Source organism: Terrabacter terrigena, from assembly GCF_042676085.1.
GTDB classification, from domain to species: Bacteria; Actinomycetota; Actinomycetes; order Actinomycetales; family Dermatophilaceae; genus Terrabacter; species Terrabacter terrigena.
In genome coordinates, this window is sequence record NZ_JBHTKH010000018.1 from 39,595 (window position 1) to 59,147 (window position 19,553).

Below are 19,553 nucleotides of genomic sequence, written 5' to 3' on the forward strand. Positions count from 1 at the left end.
GAACGGGCTGCGGTACGCGTGCGCTAGCGATGCGCCGTCAGTGACCGCAGTTGTCCCCGGTGGCCAGCGTGCTGTTGCACGTTCGTTGCACACGCGATCGACGGCTCGTCGAGCGACTTCGATTAGCCTCGCCGCGGCGTGAGCACTCGATCGTCGCACGGCGTGGCTAGCATGTGTGCGGTACGGGCTCGAGGAAGGGGGGACTTGTGGCTACCGAAGTCGCACCGGTAACGCCCACCGTCCTCCGATGGGCCCGAGAGTCGGTCGGCGCGACGGTTGCCGACGCTGCCAAGCGTGCCGGCGTCACGGAAGACCGTTTGCTTTCGTGGGAGGCTGGCGAAGCCGAGCCCACTCTCGCAAAACTCAGAAGCCTCGCCAAGCTCTACCAGAGGCCGCTCGCGGTGTTCTTCCTCGACGAACCGCCGCGAGAGTTTGATGCCATGAGGGACTTCCGACGTCTTCCGGATACCGATGAGAGTGCGTGGTCGCGGCCCCTACACAAGACCTACCGGCGCGCCGTTGAACAGCAAGAAATTATGGCGGAGCTGCTGCGCGCCGATGACATTCCTGTCGGCGCCAAAGTCCCGTTGGCCGCAGTGGACGAGCATCCTGAGGAAGCCGGTTCTCGCGCACGTGCTGCCCTACACGTGACGCTTGAGGACCAGCGCGGATGGCGCAACCCCGATGTTGCTTTGAAGGGCTGGCTTGAGGCGCTCGAGGAGGCGGGCGTCCTAGTTCTGCGCACTAGCGAAGTCGCGTCTGCCGAGATGCGTGGGTTCTCTATGCCGGGCGAGGTGCCGGTGGTCATGATCAACGCCACTGATCCTCCGCGTGCGCAGATATTCACCGCGCTGCACGAGTTTGCCCATCTGATGCTTCACGCCGAAGGGTTGTGCGACCTGATTGGGTCCTCGACAGGGACCGCTGCCCAAGTTGAGACGTGGTGCAACGCGGTCGCGGCCGCAACCTTGATGCCGAGAGAGCCCTTCCTCGCGGCTTTGGGCGACGCCGCAACCTACTCGAACTCCTGGGAGGAGGACGTGATCGGCCAACTCTCGGAAAGGTGGGTGGTGAGCCGCGAAGCGGTGGTCCGCCGTCTCCTCTCCTTGAATCTCACTTCTGCCACGTTCTATCAGCAGAAGCGTGATGAGTACCGTACGGCCTTCGAAAACTGGCGGGCGGAGGAGAAGCTGCGCCGCCGCGGGAAGAGCGGGGGACCGCCGCCATACCGTATGGCGATCAGAGACCGTGGACGCCCCTACGTCCGACTGGTTCTCGATGCCTATCAACGAAACGCCATAAGCACGTCGTCCCTGTCTCGCCTCCTCGCGCTGCGAACGAAGCACATCCCTGATCTGGAACGGGAAGTGTCCTGATGGCTGCCGTGTACGTCTGGGACACGAGTGCCCTGATCGGCGCATGGGTGAGGGCATACCCGCCAGATGTGTTTCCCGCGCTCTGGGACCAGATCGACGCGCTTGGCGCAGCTGGGCGCTTGATGGTCCCCGAGGAGGTGCTCGAGGAGCTTGCCGAGCGCGATGACGCACTTCACGGTTGGGTGAAGACGCGACAAAGCACATTGGTTGTTCCGACGTCTCGGGCAGTCATGCTCGAGGCCCGGGATGTACTTGCTGACCATGCCGAGCTCACGAAAACGGGAACAGGCCGGGGAAAGGCGGACCCCTTTGTGATCGCAACAGCGCGCATGAACGGCTGCGCGGTTGTGACAGAGGAGCGCGGGGGGTCACAGCAGAAGCCGCGTATTCCTTATGTGTGTCAGCAACGCGGTGTGCCGGTGCACAGCGTGCTTGAGGTCATCCGGGCCGAGGGCTGGACGTTTGCCTGACGGGCACCACCACCGGCGAGAATCCCAGCCAGGGAGAGCCATCGAGCCGATAGCGGAGCACAAGAGCCTGGCGGAGCGTCCGGGTCAACGGTGGCCGGAGGCCATCACGGAGTGACGCGTAGCGCCGTTGACGCGGTCCGGAGGCGGGCGGATGCTCGAGCGTAGGGTCGGCGGCTCGGAGGTCAGTTCGCTCTGGAGTGACTACGGCGTGGCCCTCGGTTTCCCGGCTGGTGTGGCCGGTGAGTGGCGGGGGTGCGCGTAGGCGCGAAGCGCCGGAGCGCGGGGGTCCCTGCCGTGAGCCGGCCTGAGCCAGCCGGTTGGCGCGGCGGAGCCGCGCCCTTGATTTCTTAGAGCCCTGCCCAGCAACGCACGGATCGTCTGCCGGAGTTTGTCTCCATCGAGCGTCAGGGAGAGCGCTAGTCGTGGCGCGTGCCGATGATCGCGCCATGGAGCAAGACGCACTGGCAGCGGCAGTTGAGGACATCGCGGCAGTGCCTAAGGAAGTGGTAGCAGGCCATGCCCGGCGGTGAGGTCGAAGGGCGGTTCTATGCGCGGTCTCCCGCCCGGAGGGACGTACGGGAGTGATGCCGCTTCTTACCCGCGCGGCTTGGGTGGGCCGCGTTTGGGTAGCTCCATGGATGGGCGGGGGTCGGTGAGCGTCGCCGGCGAGGGTTCGCCGGCCTACGTGGAGGTTCTGACTATTCCGGCAGTTGGGGTGCCGTGTGACTGCGCTTCGGATAGGTCTACGGCGTAGGGGAGAAGGCCTCGACGCCCACTGGGAGATGGATGAGGTCCGCGCCACGGGGGCGATAGCCCGAGTACGGCGTCCACTTCGTCTTGTGACAGGGGGCCGGGGTGCCCGGCCGCTTGGGTGATCACCTCGGCGAGGAGCTCGATCTCTTCGAGCAGTTGGTCGTCGACGAGGTCGCGCCGGGGTGGGGTCATGTCGTCGGTCCATGCGGCGCGGGGTTTGGCTTCTGCCATGCGTGCACCTCTTCTCTGGTCGCTGCCGTTCGGCCGGCCCGGGGTTGAGCGCTAGGGGCGGGGACGGTAGGAACTGAGGGCGGAATGGGGCGTGGGCGGGTTCAGCGGGAGCTGCGGCCGAGGCGCTGCGAGGGCGTGGAGTGCGGGGTTGAAGGGTTCGGGTCCATCACGATGTTGGGATCGCCGTTGCGGCGCTGGCTTCTGGTTTGCCGGCCGGGGCCGGGGGTGGAGTAGCGGTAGCGCACTGTTTGGTCCTGGACGACGAAGACGTGGCCGTCGCGGGTGAGCCAAGTCATGATGACCAGGCCGTACCGTTGCGCGGTCCGGGCCAGAGCGGTGAAGTCCTGCACGTCCACGGTTTCGCCGAGGTGGCTGCTGGCTGGGGGGTGGACGGGCAGCAGCAGGTCGCGGTAGCGGGCGTGGATGGCGCGGGTCTCGTCGCGGGGACGACGTCCGCTGAGCACGACCGTTCCCAGGGCTAGGAGCAGGGCGGCCGCGAGGAGGGCGCCGGCGGCCACGGCGGCGTCCGTGGCGTCGAGGGTGTGGCCCAGAATGTGCACCACCGGTGGGGCACCGGCTTGCCCGGAGGGCGGCTGGGTTTCGGTGGCGACGGTGAGGGTGTTGGGTCCGCCCGCCAGCTTGAGCTGGCTGGGGGTCAGGAGCAGGTTGAGGGTGGGGGTCAGCTGCTGCCCGTCGGCGGTGCGGACGTGCGCGTGGACGGCGAGGGTGAGGATGTCGTAGGGGGTGCCGATCACCTGGGCGGCGGCCTTGGCGCGCTGCTCGACGGGGTTCAGGTCCAAGGGGACGGTGGTGTGGTGGCTGCTGGTGTCGAAGGCGGTGGCCGGCTGCAGCGGCAATGTGGTGTGCCAGCCGTTGCTGGCCGCGACTTCCAACGTGAGCGTCATGGTTCCGGGCGGGCCGGCGTAGCGCACGTCGAGGTCGACGTGGTGGGCCAGCCGGCGGAACACCGGGTCCGGTGAGGTGACGGTGTCGCTGTCGTAGGCGGGTGTGCGTCCGACGGTGGCGTGGTACGCGAAGCTGGTGCTCACCTCTGACCCTGCCTCGTGGGCGGCCAGGTCGCGCGGTGCTTTCCAGGCCATGAAGGCTAGGAGCATGCCAACGATGGCCAGCGTGGCGGTTGCTGTCAGTCCGGCGCGGCCGGCCGGGGTGGACATCGCGGCAGCAAGGGCTGGGCTGCGGACGGGGCGCGGGTTGCTCATGGTGGTGTTTCTTCTTCGTCGTCGGTCGCGGGGCCGGGTTGCGCGGGTGCCTGCTGTCAGCAGGAACAGGGTGGCCAGGGCCAGGCCCCCCGGGCCGGTGATCCGGTGCAGCCAGGTGCCGCCCTGGGGGATCCGCAGCGCGAGGGTGCCGATCAGCTGCTCGCCGCCCGGGTGCTCGGGGTCGATGAAGCTGTTGTTGTCGCCCTTGAAGAGGTACCGGCCGCCCTGGATGGCCACGATCCGGTGCATCACGGTGGTGTGCAGGCTCTGGCTGCGGTAGGCGACTACGTCGCCCACCCGATAGGAGCCGGCGGCGCGGACGACCGCCAGGTCCCCGGTGTGGAAACCCGGCTCCATGCTGGTGCCGTGGGTGATGACGTAGTCGCTGTGGCCGCCGGCGGCCACGGGAAGCAGGAGCCACACCGCGATCAGGAGCACCGCCAGGGCCAGCAGCCGTGGCGCTCTCCTGCGGTTGCTGCTGCGCTTTCTGCTGCGGGTCATTGTCATGACGGCGACCGTGGTGGGCGGGTCGGGTCGGGCTGCGGTGGCCGGTGAAGGTCGGCCACCGCAGCCCGGCCGGTCATCAGCTGGCGACGATGTCGAGCTTGGTGACGTTGCTCAGCGGGCTGCTGAAGGTGCAGGCCAGGTTGGTGCCTGCGCCGGCGCCGAGGGCGTCGTGGGTGCAGGTGGCGGAGCTGCTGCCGGCGGCCGGGGTGGCGCCGGTGGTGGTGCCCGTGATCGTCGCAGTGACGGTGTCGGCCGCGGTCAGGTCCTGGGTGACGTGGAAGGTCACGGCCGAGGTGACGTCGTTGGTCGGGTCGGTGGTGTAGGCCACGTTGCTGACCGAGACACCGCTGATGCTCTGGCTGGTCGCACCGACGACCTTGTTGGCCGAGTCGATCGTGCTGGTGGCCGTGAAGGCGGAGCCGGCCACTGCAACGAGACCCGAGAGGGCCAGGGCGCCGAAGAGCTTGACGGAGGAACGCATGGAAATACCGCTTTCTTTGTGTGGGTTGGTTTGCTCGGCGTGCGTGAGTGCTTCCGAGCCGGTGCGCGTCCTGGGCAGGCGCTCTGAGGGGTCCCTGAACTGCGACACCACGAGAGTGACACGGATAAATCGGATATAAACGACGAAAGCGGACAAATAGCCAAAAGTGACTAGTCGATGCCGAAGGGACTAGTCACCGGAGGGGGACGAAACGGTCAAAACGGACTATGTCCCTCTGGTGGTCTGGGCTCGTAGTGTCTTCCTTGGGCCGGGGAGGTCCGCATGATCGGGACCGGTGGGACGGTCCGGGTCGGCTCGGAGGCCATGGGAGGCGCCGGGCGGGGAGGGGTAGTTGCAATGAGTGCTGTCACGAGTGCTGCCATCAGTGCTGGCGCATCGGTGGATCTGTGGGTGGACGAGTGGGCCAAGGACGCCAACTGTTCCGGTCAGGACCCTGAGGCGCTGTTTGTCCGGGGCAAGGCGCAACATGCCGCAAAGGCGGTCTGCAAGACGTGCCCGGTTCTCGCGCAGTGCCTGGCGGAGGCCTTGGACAGCAGGACAGAGTTCGGTGTGTGGGGCGGCATGACCGAGCGTGAGCGTCGGGCCCTCCTGCGCAAGCGGCCGGACATCACGTCGTGGAAGTCGGCGCTTCAGGCCGGGATGGCCGCGCAGGGCGGCTAGGAGCCTGTCTCCGGGCGACGCGGCCGCCGGCGCCGGCCCCCCACCAACGACACCCGCCGTCCGGTTGCGCTCTGAAGCTTCAGCACTGCGCTGCTGCTCGCCAAGAAGTCGCTCGACGCGAGCGAAGGGTCGGCGGCCACGCTGGCCAATGTGGGTCGTGAGCCCCCGGCGGCCACTGGCCCTAGGTCGCGTGGAATGGTCCCGACGACCCGCCCACAAAGGTGTCCGTTTTGGGTATTTTCGTTGTGCCCCTCGCACGGATCGAATCCGCGGTCTCGGCTCCATCAGCGGGCCTTTGCGTGCTGCTGACGGCCGAATCGTGCAGCGGCTGCTTCATGGAACAGGCAACGATGCGGGATGAAAAGGATACAGGGGACATGGGGACTTCAGAAGGCGAGCTCGCCACGAGCACCGGCTACGATCTTCGGGGTCGCCGGTTGATGACGGTCGCGGAGTTCGCGCAAGGCCTGGATTTGGGCATGCACTTCAGCCACGTCGATGGCGCCGACTTGGACGAGGGATGTCGGCTGGCCCTGGAGCGAGGACTGGCCGCGGTGACTTGCCGTCCCGACCAGCTGCCGATGGCCGCTCGACAGCTGGCCGGCAGCGCGGTGTCCGTGGTGTCGGGGCTGTCCTTCCACGCTCGCCGAGAAGCGCCGATCTGCGGCGCCGGGTGGAGAAGGGAAGCACGGGCCCTCTCAGGGCAAGGCGCCACCGAGCTGGCCGTGATCGCGACCCCTGAAAGGCTGCGTGACTCCGGCGGAGCCCCGTTCTACGACGCGCTCGAGGAGCTGCTCTCGGCACAGCGCGCCGACGGGTACCGCCTTCGCGTCCACCTGGACACCGGTGGGTTGACGGACGCGGAGATCACCGCGGCATGCCAGCGCCTGGCGGCGGCGGGGGTTTGGATGGTGCAAGGCGGGTCATGGAAGGGAGAGCGCACGGCGTTCCGTCACCTGGAGCGGATGCGCACGGCTCTGGGCCCGGGCCCGCTGCTGAAGTGGACCCACCCGGTGACCTTCCATGTCATGCTGCTCGCGATGGCGTACGGCGTCGATCGATTCAACGCCGACGTGGTGCAATTGCTGCAGGAGGCTGACCGGAAGGGCCGGTACGCGCCGATCGCCGTACCGCTGGCGGGCATCGACTTCTAGAGCCGCCATCCGTCCGGTCACAGCAGCAGCGATTGCAGGCTATCGGTGGACGTTCGACCCTCGGCAGAGTCGCAACGTCCGATCATCGGCATGATGGGAAAGGTTCGAACTCGAAGCCTCCGCATCAACAGCGCGCCAGTTACGGGATGATTGTCGGATGTGGAGCGAGTCGACGGCAGAGGACCTGGCGCGGGAGTGGATCTCGGGTTCAGGTCGTCGGTGGGCTCACCTGTCGGCCGTGGGCCGACTTGCCAAGGAGGCCGAGGCTTGGGGCACGGGCTTGCCCTCGTCGGTGGTAGAAGCCGCGTGGGTGCATGATCTCGGCTATGCCTCCGGATTGCGCGACACGGGGATGCACGCCATCGATGGTGCGAGGGCGCTCATGCGGCTCGGTGCTCCGGCTGCTGTCGTCGCCCTCGTCGCGCACCATACAGGCGCTATCCACGAGGCGGAGGAGCGCGGTCTAGCCGATCAGCTCGGTGAATTGCCTGTGCCCGATGCGGCGGACTTGGACGCGTTGACCCTTCTGGATCTAGTTGTTGGCCCGTCGGGTCACTTCACGTCACCGGAGGACCGCATCGGCGAGATCCTGTCGCGATATGGCGGCGAGGACCCGGTGTATCGCGCGGTGACGCGGTCGAGCCCCAGCCTGCTCGAATCTGCGGCACGGGCGCGCGCTCGGCTTCGGCTACCCGATGAATGGCCGTTCGGAGTCGCTGAGAGCGTGCTGGAGGCGTAGGCGCATCGAGGGGTGCACATCGAGCTGCTCGATCTGCTCCGGTGTGAGCCATTCGACTTCGCTGCTCTCGCTGCTCGTGCGGGGGGTTCCTCCCAAGAGGCGTGCTCGGAAGGCGATGGAGAACTGCTGCCGGACCTCGCCGTCGTCGTAGGCCATGCGGTGGTTGGGGTTGGTGTACGTCCCAGTGATGGTTTCGACCTCGACGTCGTAGCCAGTCTCCTCTTTGACCTCGCGAATGACGGTGTCACTAATCGCTTCCCCCGGCTCGTGCCCGCCCCCGGGCAGTGCCCATTTGTCGTTGTCGGTCTTGTGGATCATCAGGACCCGGCCTTGGTCGTCCTGGACGATGGCGACGACTGAGGGGACCACGCTGTTGATTGCCGGCGCGTCGGGGTCGTCGATGTAATCAGTTCGGCCCATTCGTCGACCCTATGCGTGACTGCTTAGACCGGGCGAGCGGTGGCCCAGACACGGTCGTAAGAGTCCATGTAGTGGCTGAAGAGCCGCCCGCCAGGGATGCGGTTGATGTGCAGGACTGGGGAGTGGGAGGCGCTGGCGCCGTAGGCGTGTGGGTTGGCCAGCAGGACGTCGTCGAAGCGGAAGATCGATGCGTAGAGCGTCGTGCCGTGTCGGCGCGCCTGCATCCGCGCGGGACCGACGGCCGGGTCCAGGTACTTCCACGTGAGTTTGCATCGGGCGGCCATGAGTTCGTCGATGCCTTCCTCGCGACCGCGCAGCGCGACGGCTTCACTCTCTGGGTCCCCGAACAGGAGGCGGACGCGGACCCCGTTCCGTGACCTGGCGGCTAGGCGGTCGACGAAGCCGGGGATCGCGTCGTGGAGGAAGCTTCCGGCGTACGCGAGCAGGTCGATCGATTCCTTGGCGTCATCGACGAGGGAGAGCCACATATCGGCGTCAATCGCGCCGCGGCTCGGGTATAGCCGAACGAGTTCGGCCTCGGTGGCTGATCGGCTGATGCGGTCGGACTCGGTTGCCGGCCAGAGGAATCCGTCGCTCTTGCCGAGGATCGCCGCGGCGTTCATCCGGTGGGTGCGGTGCGGGCTGCGGTCCTTGGTGATCCACCGCTCGACCGTCTTGGGATCGACGCCGACTTGCTCGCTGAAGGTCTGCAGGTTCAGGCCCGCGCTCGTGATCGCGGCCCGAAGCCGTTCGTTCGTCATGTTCCCTCCTCAGAACGTTCTGGGACGTTTCTATCACGCGAGGACGTCCTCAAACGTCCCAAAGGGTGGTGTGTTTGTCCCCTTTTGCGGGCGTCTTCTGGTCATGGGCAACACGGCCCGATGACACGAAGGCAGGAACACATGTCCAGTTACGCGGTCGACAGCAAGCGGGCGGGGCTTCGCTCGACGGGCATCGTCAACGAGGTTCGGGAGTGGGAGGAGCGAGACGGCAAGCGGCGCCCCAGTGAGATGCAGGCGCGGGACGAGGCGACCGGTATGCCGCTGTGGCAGGTCGAGGTGGTCTACAAGCAGACGACGTTCGGCCGGGAGTCGATGACGACCGGTGTCGTCGAGTTGGGGTGCCCGCACCGTCCGGTGCTGGCGGAGTTCGCGCCGGTCGAGTTCGTCGACCTGACCGTCGAAGTCCGGGTCAACAAGGCCGGTGGCCTGTCGGAGATGTGGCGGGCGGACCGGCTCGTCGACGAGGGCAAGCGCACCGCCGGCCAGCCGTCGGGCTCGGCTGGTTCGGGTTCGGGTCAGGGTTCGAAGGCGGCGTGACATGACGTCCTCGACTGCTGTCTCGCGTGGGGTTCGGGGGTCGGCTGCGGTCGGCTCCCGGGCCCTGCGCTCCTCCCGCGCCGGTGTCCGGGTGGTCCTCGCCGTCGCGGAAGGCTGGGCCCGGTGGGCGCGGCGTCACCCGCGGTGGGCGCTCGGGCTCGCGCCGCTGGCGCTGCTCGCTGCCCTGACCCAGCCCGACCCCAAGGCTGCACGAGTCCTGATCACCGTCGCCGCGCTTCCTGGTTTGGTGGTCGCGGTGTGGGAGCACCGGTGGCCGGTCGGGTATCGCCGCTGGCTTGCGGGCCCGTCTCGTCGGTTCGGGTGGCGCCGCTGGGCTCGTCGCACCTGGCCGGTTCTGGCTCGGGAGTGTGGCCTGTCGGTGCAGCGCAACGTCCGTCGCCGCACCTGGGCGTTGGCGCGCCGCAACGGCCGCGTGCAGGTCTCCTCGACCGGCACGGCGTCGGAGTGGGTGCCGCCACGGCTGGTGGACGTCCTCACTGCCGGGGACACGCTCACGTTGCGGGTCCGGGCCCGGATGGGACAGACCGTCCAAGACCTCGAGACTGCCGCTCCGGCCCTCGCCGCTGCAGCGTCTGCGGTGTCGTACCGGGTCCGGCAGTGGACCCCGTCCGTCCTCGACATCGCCCTCGTCATGCGGGAAGCCCTGGCCGCGACCGCCGACGCACAGCTGCCCGACCCGCTGGGACGTGACCTGACAGTGGACACCGTCCCCCTGGGCCGACGGCAGGACGGCACCCCGTGGGCGCTGCAGGTCCGGGGCCGGCACACCCTCGTCGTCGGCTGCTCCGGCTCCGGGAAGGGCTCCATGCTGTGGGGCGTCTGTGGTGGCCTCGCCCCCGCGGTGCGGGCGGACCTGGTCCGGCTCTGGGGCGTCGACCTCAAACGCGGCGTCGAGGTCCTGATGGGCCGCCACCTGTTCACCACCGTCGCCATCACCCCCTCGGAGGCCGTGGCTACCCTGACCCGGCTGCTGCAGGTCATCGAGGACCGGGGCCGCGCGATGGCCGGCGTCTCTCGTCTCCACGAGCCGCGGCCCGGTGACCCGCTGCACGTCCTCGTGATCGACGAGCTCGCCGCCCTGACCGCCTACAGCGACCCGGACACCAAGCGGGAAGCGTCCCGTCTGCTTGCCGAGATCCTCACCCAAGGCCGCGCCCTGGGCGTCGTCGTCCTGGCCTGCGTTCAGGACCCCCGCAAGGAGGTCGTCGGGATGCGGGGCCTGTTCACCCAGACCATCGCCCTCCGACTCCGGTCGGCGGAAGAGACCCGGATGGTCCTCGGCGACGGCACCGCCGCCCTCGCGCCGGCGCACCGGCTCTCCCCGGCTGCGCCCGGCTCGGCGTGGGTCGTCGAGGAGGACGGCACCCTCGACCGGGTTCGGGCCGACTACTGGCCTGACCAGCTCGTCCGCGAAACCGCCGCCACCTACCCCGCCCTCGTCGTCGAGGAGACCACCGGCGAGGCCCCGGTCGTCACGCAGCCCGACGACGAGATGGCTCGGGCAGACGTCGCCTCGATGCCGACGACCCGCGCGCCGCGACCTGCGCGCCCGACGCGCACGCCGCGCCAGCCCCGCACATCGCGCGAACGCCGACCCCGGGAGAGCGCTGCGCCCGCCTCGTCGGTGTCCGGGTTAGGGTCGGGGTCAGGCGACCACGGGCCCGAGGCGGCCTGATCATCATGCACGCCCAGACCGCACTGACCGCCCTGTCGGGTAGGCGGGACCTGTCGCGCACCGCCAACCCGGTGCCTGCCGCCCTCGCCTCCGGCGGCTGGAAGGAGTACGGCACCTGCCGCCAAACCGACGCGGAACTCTGGTTCGCCGACACCTCACGCCGCATCCACGCCCGCGCCGCGTCCATCTGCCACGCCTGCCCGGTCCGCCGCCCCTGCCTGGCCTGGGCTCTGGTCTTTGACGAGCCGTTCGGGATCTGGGGCGGCCTCGATGCCTCGGAACGGCGCCCGCTCCAGAGGCGGCTCACCCGTGGTGTCCCCCTTGCGGTCGTCGTCGACGACGCACTCTCTCGGCCGTCAGGTCTTGGGTCAGCTGCTGGGGGTGAGGTCGCATGACCGCGCTGTCCCGCTCGGCCCGCTGGGCCGCCCTGGAGTCCGTCTGGTGCCAGGCCGCGGATGCCGCAGCTCGTCGCCCGCTTGGTTCGGTCGCGTGGCAGGCGCTCGGCTCGTGCGGCGCCCGGACTGACCTGCCGTGGACCTCCGACCCCGAGGACATCGGCCCGTGGGATGCCGAGTCCATGCGCGCGCTGTGCCGCTCCTGCCCGGTCCTCGCGGACTGCGCCGCGTACGTCGACACCTCTGGTGTGTCCGCGGGCTGGTGGGCCGGGACGAACCGGGACCCGGCCTACGCCGAGCCCGCCCGGCCCGGCTGGGTCAAAGCCCACGGCGCCAGCGACGGTCAGCCTGCGTGGCAGGGCGTCCTCCCGTTCGGCGGTGCCGCATGAGCAGCCACCGCCCCGCACCGGCTGCGACCGCCAGCCGCGTGACTGGCGTTGAGCGGCGCCTGCGGACCCGCGCTCACGACGGTGTCACCACGGACATGGCCGTCGCCGCTGCCGAGAGCGCCGGGGTCTGCATCCGGCCGGTGCTGCGCCAGGTCACCGACCGCGCCACCGGCGCCGTCACCACCGTCCCCATCGCGTGCGGCTCCACCCGGGAGAAGGTCTGCCAGTCCTGCGCCGACAAGGCCCGCCGGCTACGGATGCACCAATGCCGCGAAGGCTGGCACCTGACCGAGGACCCACCCCGCCACCTCGACACCGACCAGCTCGAGCGAGAGCAGCTCGAAGACGAGGAAGGGGAGGACGAGAAGGACGAGGCGTCGGACGAGGAGGAGCCGTCGTCGCGTCGGGTGCGCTCGACCCGGCACCTGCCCGGCTTCCCAGACCTGCCCACACTGCCGGTGCAGGACCGCACCATCGGTACTGCGTTCACCGACGAGCGCACCGGCCGCACCTACCGGCCCTCGATGTTCCTGACCCTCACCCTGCCCTCCTACGGCAAGGTGATCCCCGGCACCGGCGTCCCCCGCCACCCGGCCCGCTACGACTACCGGCGTGCCGCGCTGGACGCGCTGCTGTTCCCGCGGCTGGTCGACCGGTTCTGGCAGAACCTGCGCCGGGCGGCCGGCTACAAGGTGCAGTACTTCGCCGCCGTCGAATCCCAGCGCCGCCTCGCCCCGCACCTGCACGCCGCCGTCCGCGGTGCCATCCCCAGGGCCACCATCAAGGCCGTCGCCCGCGGCACCTACGCCGCGATCTGGTGGCCCTCCATCGAGCAGGTGGTCTACGACGGCGACATGCTCCCGGTCTGGGACCGCGACCGGGAGGCCTACACAGACCCGACCACCGGGGCCGCGCTGCCGACCTGGCAGGACGCGCTCGACCGGCTCGACGCAGACCGCGCCGTCGGCGAAGACGTCGAGCCGATGCACGTGCTCACCTTCGGCAAGCAGGTCGACATCAAAGGCCTGCTCGGCGGCACCCCCGACAGCGACCGCGCCGTCCGCTACCTGTGCAAGTACCTGACCAAGTCCATCGCCGACACCTACGCCGGCACACCCGCCACCGACGATCACGACCCTGCTGGCCCGCAGGGCGAGCCCGACGCGGCGGCGCTGGCGTACGAGCGGCACATCGACCGGCTGCACCACGAGGTCCGGTGGCTGCCCTGCTCCCCGTCCTGCGCGAACTGGCTGCGCCACGGCATCCAACCCAAAGATCCCGGCCCCGGCCTGACCCCCGGCGCGTGCCCGTCCAAAGCCCACGACCGCGACCACCTCGGCCTCGGCGGCCGCCGCGTCCTGGTCTCCCGCCACTGGTCCGGCAAGACCCTCACCCAGCACAAGGCCGACCGCGCCGCCGTCGTCCGCGCCGTCCTGACCGAGGCCGGCATCGACGCCCCAGAGGCCGACCGGCTCGCCGCCGACGTCCTCCACGAGGACGGGCTGCCCCGGTTCGTCTGGGAAGACGTCCCCGTCCGCGACCGCGACTACACCGCCGTCATCACCGCCTCACTGCGGCAGGCCCAACGCTGGCGCACCCAGTACGACGACGCGAAACGCACTGCGGCACAACGCGAAACCGATCGTGGCTCACCGCCCGCCACGCCTGTGGACAGTCATTCGGCAAACAGTCCCACCGCCGCCAACATGGTCGGCTCACCCGAGGAGGAGAACGATGGAACGACTGTTGAACCTCGATGAGGCGGCCGTATGCCTCGGCACGTCACCTCGATTTCCACGGCGACTCATTGCCCAGCGGCGCATCCGCTTCGTGAAGGTGGGCCGGCACGTGAGGATCCCTGAGTCGGCGCTCGTCGAGTTCGTGGCCGCTGGGATGGTCGAGCCCGTCGACCGTGCGAACCGGCAGGCGTCCTGATGGCAACCCGGAGGAAGCGGCGCGAGTTCGGCGCCGTCCGCCAACTGCCGTCGGGTCGCTGGCAAGCGAGCTATCTGGCCACCGACGGCCTTCGCAGAACGGCGCCCAACACTTTCCGCACCAAGGCCGATGCCCACGCGTGGCTGACGGTGCGGCAGTCCGAGCTCCTCCGCGGCGACTGGCTCGATCCTGACTTGGGCCGTGTCACCCTCGACGACTACGCAACCAAGTGGATCGTCGAGCACCGCATCAGCGCCCGAACTCGGGACCTGTACGAGGGCCTGAACCGTCTGCACATCCGGCCAATCCTCGGCCACGTGCAGCTCGGCTCGCTCACCACCGAACGTGTCCGCGCTTGGCGCGCCGAGCTTCTGCGCTCGGGCCGCTCGGAGGTCACGACCGCCAAGGCGTACCGGCTGCTGCGTGCGGTGCTCAACACGGCCGTCGATGACGGACGAATCGCCCGCAACCCTTGCCGTATCAAGGGCGCCGACCAAGAGAAGGCTCCCGAGCGACCGGTCGCCTCGGTCGCCCAGGTGTTCGCTCTTGCCGATGCCGTCGGCCCGCAGTTCCGAGCCTTTGTCCTGACCGCCGCCCTCACGAGCATGCGATGGGGCGAGTTGATCGCCCTCCGTCGCCGCGACCTCGACCTGGACGAGGGGCTGGCCTTCGTGCACCGGAGCCTGATCGAACGAGGCGGACTGCTCGAGGAGGGACCGCCCAAGAACAACAGCGTCCGCGTTGTGACGCTGCCCGCCCTCCTGGTCGACGAGCTGCGTCGCCACGTGGCGCGAGTAGCCGGCGGTGACGACGCCCTGGTCTTCACGGGGGAGCGGGGCGCCACCCCACGCCGCGGAAACTGGCGCGCCAACGTCGGATGGGCACAGGCCCTGGTCTCGGCCGGGCTGCCCGAGGGCTTCCACTTCCACGACCTGCGCCACACGGGCAACCACCTCGTCGCCCAGTCGGGAGCCTCGACGCGAGAGCTGATGCACCGGATGGGGCACTCGACGATGCGGGCCGCGCTCATCTACCAGCACGCCACGGAGGCTCGGTCGCGCGCCCTTGCCGACCGCCTCAACGACCTGGTCGCCGCGCACCGTGGACCCGCGTCGCACGACGTGGACGAGGGCACGTAATTGCACGTTCGTTGCACGCGGCACCAAGGGCACAGCCCCAAAGACGAAGCCGCAGGCCGGGAGACATCTCCTGGCCTGCGGCTTCGTGTCGGAGCGAGCGACGGGAATCGAACCCGCGTATCCAGCTTGGGAAGCTGGCGCTCTACCATTGAGCTACGCTCGCACGGGCCGCCGGCTGGTGCCCCGGAAGGGCTCGCGAGGCGGCACGCGGCGTCAGTGTAGCCGACGCCGTGCCAGTGCACTGACCGCGACCCAGGGGCCCACCACCGTCATGGATCTGACCAAGCAGTCCGCCTTCGTCGACCACGTCCGCGCACGTGGGGGTGCCACGGCCCAGGTGGCGGTGACCCTCGAGCAGTTCTTCGAGGGCAACGACTGCGAGTGGAGCATCGCGCCCAACCGTCCCGACGACGTGCCACTCGACACGGTGCGCCGGGTGCTGTTCGACCTGCGCGAGCGGCCCGAGGTGCACGACGTCCGGGTCGAGCTCGACGTGCTGGAGTTCCAGGACTTCCCCGACGACGAATGGCCTTACGCCAGTGGGGTGGCCGTCATCACGACGCTGCAGCCCGAGGAGGTCGACGCGATGACGGTCGACGCCGACACCGAGGCGAGCGGCGGCCCGGCGGCGGGCGCCGACTGGCTGGTCGACGCGCCACCGGTGCCGGAGGGCCACCACTACGTCGGGGTCTGGTGGGACTGATGGCCTCGGGCGGCGCTGATGTCGAGGTCGGCGACCTCGAGCAGGTCACCGACGCGCTCTGCTACCACGGCGAGGGCCCCGTCTGGTCGCCCACGTGGGGTGGGCTGCGCTGGGTCGACATGCTCGCCGGCGACGTCCTCACGCTGCGCGCCGACGGCTCCGTCGACCGCATGCACGTCGGCGACGTCGCGGCCTTCCTGCGCCCGCGTACGCGGGGTGGCTGGGTGGTCGCGACCGAGCGCGGGCTGTCGCTCGCCGACGACGCGGACGGCATACCCGAGCCGTGGTTCGACCTGTGGGACGACCCGTCCGTGCGGATGAACGACGGTGCTGTGGACTTCGTGGGCCGCCTGTGGGCAGGCACCATGGGCTACGACCGCGTGCCCGGCACCGCGACCCTCTACCGCGTCGACGCCCACGGCTCGGTCGAGGTGGTGGTCCCCGACGCGACGATCTCCAACGGCATCGACCTGTCGCCCGACGGCCGCCTCGCCTACTACGACGACACCCCGACCGGGCGCACCGACGTGTTCGACGTCGTCGACGGCGAGCTCGTGGGTCGCCGCCCGTTCGTCGCCCACGGCTCCGGCCACCCCGACGGGCTCACCGTCGACAGCGCCGGCAACGTCTGGGTCGCGCTCAACGGCGCCGGCCGGGTCCGCTGCCATTCGCCCGCCGGCGAGGTGCTCGCCGAGGTCGAGCTGCCCGTCCGGCTCGCGACGGCCTGCACGTTCGGTGGCGACGACCTGCGCGACCTCTACGTCACGACGTCGCGCGAGAACCTCGACGACCCCGAGCCCGAGGCCGGGGCACTTTTCCGGGTGCGCGTCTCCGTGCCCGGACTCCCGGTGCGCGCCTTCGCCGGCTGACACGCCGCCTGACCCGGGCCGGTCCCCCCGTGCCCCCCGTTGTATGCCGGCGCGTGCGCTCGGGCCGTCAGCCTGAGTAGGTGACGCCGCCGTCGGGGGAGTAGCCGAACATCGAGATGGAGCGGCCCGGCCGGTGCGGGAACCCGGCCGGCCCGACGATCGGCCCGCCAGGCAGCCCGTCATCCCGGCCGCCCGCCGGCTCGCCCGACCCCACCCCGAGCAGGCTGCGCGTCAGGCGCTGCGCGTCCGACAGCAGCTCGTCCAGGGCGAGGCCCAGGTGGTCGTCGGCGGGCGGCTCGTCGACCAGCGCCGCTGCGAGCACGGCGCGGCGTACGAGCTCCTTGGCGAACGACGCGGTGGTGCCCTCGGTGCGGGCGGCGGCCGCCGACATGGCCTCGTGGCCGAACAGGTGACCGCCGTAGAGGCGGAGCAGCTCGAGCCGGCCCTCGAGGTCGGGCAGCGGGATCTCGGCCGCGAGGTCGACGCGTCCGGGCCGCTGTGACAGTGCGACCTCGAGGTCCTCGACCCGGTTGGTCGTGAGGACGAACGCCACGTCGGCGTCGGCGTCGAGCCCGTCGAGGGCGTCGAGCACCTCGAAGAGCAGGGGCGAGCCGCCCATGGAGAAGGAGCGGTCCTCGGCGACGAGGTCGCAGTCCTCGAGCACGACCATCGCCGGCTGGTGCGCTCGGGCGACCTTTGCGGCGTCGTGGACGAACTGCAGCGAGCCGCCGCTCAGCAGGACCGCCGTCGTGCCGGGTGTCGCCGAGAGCAGGTGTCGCACCGTGTGCGTCTTGCCGGTGCCGGGTGGCCCGTAGAGCAACACCCCCCGCTTGAGGTGCTGGCCGTGGGCCAGGAGCCGCTCGCGCTGCTCGCCCATCCCGATGACGTGGTTCGCGACCCGTTCGAGCAGCCCCTGCGGCAGCACGACCGCGCCCGCGTCGACCGTCGGGCGCGCCACGAACGTCACCCCGGAGATGCCCGGGCCGTAGGGGTCCGACCCGAACGTGACGACCTGCCCGCGGAGGATGCTCCGCTCGTCCATGAGCTGCTGCACGCGAGCCATGAGCGCCTCCGAGAGGTCGCGGGCGGCGCAGATCACCTCGAGGCTGCCGACCTCGCGACCGAACTGCCGGTTGGCGCCCTGCTGCCGCACGGCGACGGGGGTGCCCTCGAACCGGAAGAGCCGGATGCCCGAGGTGACCACCTGACGGCGGTCGTCCTTGCCGGGCCCGGTGGGCATGCGGTCGTAGTCGACCTGGCCGACCGGCAGGCCCGACCCGTGGAGTCCCTGGACGAGGTCTCCCAGCGACATGTGGTGACGCATGTCGCCCGCGATCCCGACGACCGAGCGATCGGGGTCGCCCTCCGAGATCTCGGTGAGCGCGAGGTCGGCATCGACCATCCGGTGCGGCGGCACGGGCTGCGCGACGACCGCCAGCGCCCGCGGCTCCACGCCGAGGTGGGCGGCGAGGACGTCGACGAGGCGCGGGCCGTCGCCACCATCGGCAGGGACCCGCTCGAGCACGGCCCGCACGACGCGGTGCAGGTCGTCGAGGAGCGGCTCGATCGACGACGCAGTGGGGGAGCCGTCAGGGGCGGCGTTCGAGGGGTCCATGACGTGACGATAGGCGGCGCGCGGGGCCCACAGGGCAGGAGTGGAAGAGCGATTCGTACGCCGCGTTATAGCCTCGACCCGTGCTGCTCTCCGACAAGGACATCCGGGCCGAGATCGCCGCCGAGCGGGTCGTGCTCGACCCGTGGGACCCGCAGATGGTCCAACCGTCGAGCGTCGACGTCCGGCTGGACAAGTTCTTCCGCCTCTTCGACAACCACAAGTACCCCTACATCGACCCGGCGGCCGAGCAGCCCGACCTCACGCGCCTCGTCGAGGTCGGGCCGGGCGAGGAGGGCTTCGTCCTGCACCCGGGCGAGTTCGTCCTCGGCTCGACGCTCGAGACCGTGAGCCTTCCCGACGACCTCGCGGCCCGGGTCGAGGGCAAGAGCTCGCTGGGGCGGCTCGGTCTGCTGACCCACGCCACGGCCGGGTTCGTCGACCCCGGCTTCAGCGGTCACGTCACACTCGAGCTGTCCAACGTGGCGACCCTGCCGATCATGCTCTACCCCGGCATGAAGATCGGTCAGCTCTGCTTCTTCCGTCTCAGCTCGCCGTCCGAGAACCCCTACGGCTCAGCGACCTACGGCTCCCACTACCAGGGCCAGCGCGGCCCGACCGCGAGCCGTTCGTTCAAGAACTTCCACCGCACGCAGGTGTGAGCACCACGTCCGAGCCGACCCGCGCCGACGCCCGTATGCCGCTGGCGTCCCTCTCGTGGGACGCGCAGCCCGCGTACGCCGGTGTGGTGGTCCTCGTCATGCACGGCGGCGCGATCGAGGGGTTCGAGCCCAACCACCCCTGGTCGCACAACGTGGCCAGGCTCGTGCCGTTCGCGCGGGCCCTGCGCAGGATCCGGGGGCCGGTCGCCGTGGCACGTCTGCGGTTCCGGGTGCGCGGCTGGAACGGCGACCAGCTGATGCCCGTCGTCGACGCGCGGTGGGCCCTGCGACAGGTCCGCGAGACCTACCCGGGCCGGCCCATCGCGCTCGTCGGGCACTCGATGGGCGGACGCGTCGCGATGCACCTCGGCGACGAGGACGACGTGCGGCTCGTCGTGGCGCTCGCGCCCTGGATCGAGCCCGACGACCCGTGGCCCGGCGCTGGCCGGCGCACCGTCGTCATCCACGGCGACCGCGACATCGTGTGCGGCCTCAGCCGCTCGCGCGAGCGCATCGAGAAGATGCGGGCGGAGGGCCTCGACGCGACGCTGGTGCGCGTCGCGCGCTCCGATCACGCCATGCTCGTGCGCGCGCCCCTGTGGACAGCCCTCGTCACCGAGACCGTCGCGGCGACGTTCGCGCGAGAGCTCGGCGGCTCGGGCGAGCCACGGTCGGGGCCGGTCGGGGCAGTCGTCGCGCAGGTCGTCCACTCCGGCGGAGCGGTCCTCGACATCTGAGGTCCGACGCGTCCGACGCGTGCGGTACGCAGGGTGACAGGCGCTCCCTGCCGCGGCGGCGCGGT

General features: G+C 70.0%; 21 protein-coding genes and 1 tRNA gene. 16 read left to right on the top strand and 6 right to left on the bottom strand.

The window, feature by feature from the left end:
- Positions 1 to 206: 206 nt before the first annotated feature.
- Both ACFQ2V_RS18890 and ACFQ2V_RS18895 read left to right on the top strand, forming a co-directional pair.
- The gene (locus ACFQ2V_RS18890) at positions 207 to 1,376 is read left to right on the top strand and encodes an ImmA/IrrE family metallo-endopeptidase (RefSeq protein WP_386054482.1); all 1,170 of its coding nucleotides are present in this window, start codon (positions 207 to 209) and stop codon (positions 1,374 to 1,376) included.
- A complete protein-coding gene (locus ACFQ2V_RS18895; RefSeq protein WP_386054484.1) occupies positions 1,376 to 1,846 on the top strand; it encodes a DUF4411 family protein in 471 nt (156 codons plus the stop codon). The genes ACFQ2V_RS18890 and ACFQ2V_RS18895 overlap by 1 nt, the downstream gene beginning before the upstream one ends.
- A 1,085-nt stretch (positions 1,847 to 2,931) precedes the next feature.
- Here ACFQ2V_RS18895 and ACFQ2V_RS18900 read toward each other — a convergent pair.
- The gene (locus tag ACFQ2V_RS18900; protein ID WP_386054486.1) at positions 2,932 to 4,551 is read right to left on the bottom strand and encodes a signal peptidase I; all 1,620 of its coding nucleotides are present in this window, start codon (positions 4,549 to 4,551) and stop codon (positions 2,932 to 2,934) included.
- 82 nt (positions 4,552 to 4,633) lie between these two features.
- A complete protein-coding gene (locus ACFQ2V_RS18905; RefSeq protein ID WP_386054488.1) occupies positions 4,634 to 5,038 on the bottom strand; it encodes a hypothetical protein in 405 nt (134 codons plus the stop codon).
- A gap of 357 nt (positions 5,039 to 5,395) precedes the next feature.
- On the opposite strand from ACFQ2V_RS18905, the gene ACFQ2V_RS18910 reads away from it, so the two are divergent.
- From ACFQ2V_RS18910 to ACFQ2V_RS18920, 3 genes are all read left to right on the top strand, one after another.
- Positions 5,396 to 5,719 (top strand): WhiB family transcriptional regulator, encoded by a 324-nt coding sequence (locus tag ACFQ2V_RS18910; protein ID WP_386054490.1) that lies wholly within the window; start codon positions 5,396 to 5,398, stop codon positions 5,717 to 5,719.
- 299 nt (positions 5,720 to 6,018) lie between these two features.
- A complete protein-coding gene (locus ACFQ2V_RS18915; RefSeq protein WP_386054492.1) occupies positions 6,019 to 6,873 on the top strand; it encodes a hypothetical protein in 855 nt (284 codons plus the stop codon).
- Between the two features lie 157 nt (positions 6,874 to 7,030).
- Positions 7,031 to 7,612, top strand: coding sequence for a hypothetical protein (locus ACFQ2V_RS18920; protein WP_386054494.1), 582 nt, complete (start codon positions 7,031 to 7,033; stop codon positions 7,610 to 7,612).
- On the opposite strand, the gene ACFQ2V_RS18925 is transcribed toward ACFQ2V_RS18920, so the two are convergent.
- Positions 7,562 to 8,032, bottom strand: coding sequence for an NUDIX hydrolase (locus tag ACFQ2V_RS18925; protein ID WP_386054496.1), 471 nt, complete (start codon positions 8,030 to 8,032; stop codon positions 7,562 to 7,564). The two genes, ACFQ2V_RS18920 and ACFQ2V_RS18925, sit on opposite strands and share 51 nt — an antisense overlap.
- A 23-nt stretch (positions 8,033 to 8,055) precedes the next feature.
- Positions 8,056 to 8,793, bottom strand: a complete 738-nt coding sequence (locus tag ACFQ2V_RS18930) for an XRE family transcriptional regulator (protein ID WP_386054498.1) — start codon at positions 8,791 to 8,793, stop codon at positions 8,056 to 8,058.
- Positions 8,794 to 8,934: 141 nt separating this feature from the next.
- Between ACFQ2V_RS18930 and ACFQ2V_RS18935 the strand changes: the two genes are divergently transcribed.
- From ACFQ2V_RS18935 to ACFQ2V_RS18965, 7 genes are all read left to right on the top strand, one after another.
- Positions 8,935 to 9,351: a hypothetical protein gene (locus ACFQ2V_RS18935; RefSeq protein ID WP_386054499.1), complete on the top strand. Its 417-nt coding sequence runs from the start codon at positions 8,935 to 8,937 to the stop codon at positions 9,349 to 9,351.
- Position 9,352: 1 nt separating this feature from the next.
- Positions 9,353 to 11,047, top strand: coding sequence for an FtsK/SpoIIIE domain-containing protein (locus ACFQ2V_RS18940; RefSeq protein ID WP_386054500.1), 1,695 nt, complete (start codon positions 9,353 to 9,355; stop codon positions 11,045 to 11,047).
- Between the two features lie 5 nt (positions 11,048 to 11,052).
- Positions 11,053 to 11,442, top strand: a complete 390-nt coding sequence (locus ACFQ2V_RS18945) for a WhiB family transcriptional regulator (protein WP_386054501.1) — start codon at positions 11,053 to 11,055, stop codon at positions 11,440 to 11,442.
- The gene (locus tag ACFQ2V_RS18950) at positions 11,439 to 11,831 is read left to right on the top strand and encodes a WhiB family transcriptional regulator (RefSeq protein WP_386054502.1); all 393 of its coding nucleotides are present in this window, start codon (positions 11,439 to 11,441) and stop codon (positions 11,829 to 11,831) included. Before ACFQ2V_RS18945 ends, ACFQ2V_RS18950 begins: the two co-directional genes overlap by 4 nt.
- A 95-nt stretch (positions 11,832 to 11,926) precedes the next feature.
- On the top strand, positions 11,927 to 13,591 hold the full coding sequence (locus tag ACFQ2V_RS18955) for a replication initiator (protein WP_386054503.1): 1,665 nt from the start codon (positions 11,927 to 11,929) through the stop codon (positions 13,589 to 13,591).
- Complete coding sequence (locus ACFQ2V_RS18960; protein WP_256796217.1) at positions 13,566 to 13,766, top strand: excisionase family DNA-binding protein; 201 nt, start codon at positions 13,566 to 13,568, stop codon at positions 13,764 to 13,766. The genes ACFQ2V_RS18955 and ACFQ2V_RS18960 overlap by 26 nt, the downstream gene beginning before the upstream one ends.
- Entirely contained in the window at positions 13,766 to 14,905 is a 1,140-nt protein-coding gene (locus ACFQ2V_RS18965; RefSeq protein WP_386054504.1) for a tyrosine-type recombinase/integrase, read from the top strand. The genes ACFQ2V_RS18960 and ACFQ2V_RS18965 overlap by 1 nt, the downstream gene beginning before the upstream one ends.
- A 92-nt stretch (positions 14,906 to 14,997) precedes the next feature.
- Here the strand turns inward: ACFQ2V_RS18965 and ACFQ2V_RS18970 are convergent.
- Positions 14,998 to 15,068: transfer RNA gene (locus ACFQ2V_RS18970), tRNA-Gly, on the bottom strand.
- Positions 15,069 to 15,176: 108 nt separating this feature from the next.
- Between ACFQ2V_RS18970 and ACFQ2V_RS18975 the strand changes: the two genes are divergently transcribed.
- Together ACFQ2V_RS18975 and ACFQ2V_RS18980 are read left to right on the top strand one after the other, a co-directional pair.
- Positions 15,177 to 15,608 carry a hypothetical protein gene (locus ACFQ2V_RS18975; RefSeq protein WP_386054505.1) on the top strand — a complete coding sequence of 144 codons (432 nt, stop codon included), beginning with the start codon at positions 15,177 to 15,179 and terminating at the stop codon, positions 15,606 to 15,608.
- A complete protein-coding gene (locus ACFQ2V_RS18980; RefSeq protein WP_386054506.1) occupies positions 15,608 to 16,477 on the top strand; it encodes an SMP-30/gluconolactonase/LRE family protein in 870 nt (289 codons plus the stop codon). The genes ACFQ2V_RS18975 and ACFQ2V_RS18980 overlap by 1 nt, the downstream gene beginning before the upstream one ends.
- A 67-nt stretch (positions 16,478 to 16,544) precedes the next feature.
- On the opposite strand, the gene ACFQ2V_RS18985 is transcribed toward ACFQ2V_RS18980, so the two are convergent.
- Positions 16,545 to 18,092, bottom strand: a complete 1,548-nt coding sequence (locus ACFQ2V_RS18985) for an AAA family ATPase (RefSeq protein WP_386054507.1) — start codon at positions 18,090 to 18,092, stop codon at positions 16,545 to 16,547.
- A gap of 80 nt (positions 18,093 to 18,172) precedes the next feature.
- Between ACFQ2V_RS18985 and dcd the strand changes: the two genes are divergently transcribed.
- Together dcd and ACFQ2V_RS18995 are read left to right on the top strand one after the other, a co-directional pair.
- Entirely contained in the window at positions 18,173 to 18,751 is a 579-nt protein-coding gene (gene dcd / locus ACFQ2V_RS18990; RefSeq protein WP_386054508.1) for a dCTP deaminase, read from the top strand.
- Positions 18,748 to 19,488, top strand: coding sequence for an alpha/beta hydrolase (locus ACFQ2V_RS18995; protein ID WP_386054509.1), 741 nt, complete (start codon positions 18,748 to 18,750; stop codon positions 19,486 to 19,488). The genes dcd and ACFQ2V_RS18995 overlap by 4 nt, the downstream gene beginning before the upstream one ends.
- Positions 19,489 to 19,553: the final 65 nt, after the last annotated feature.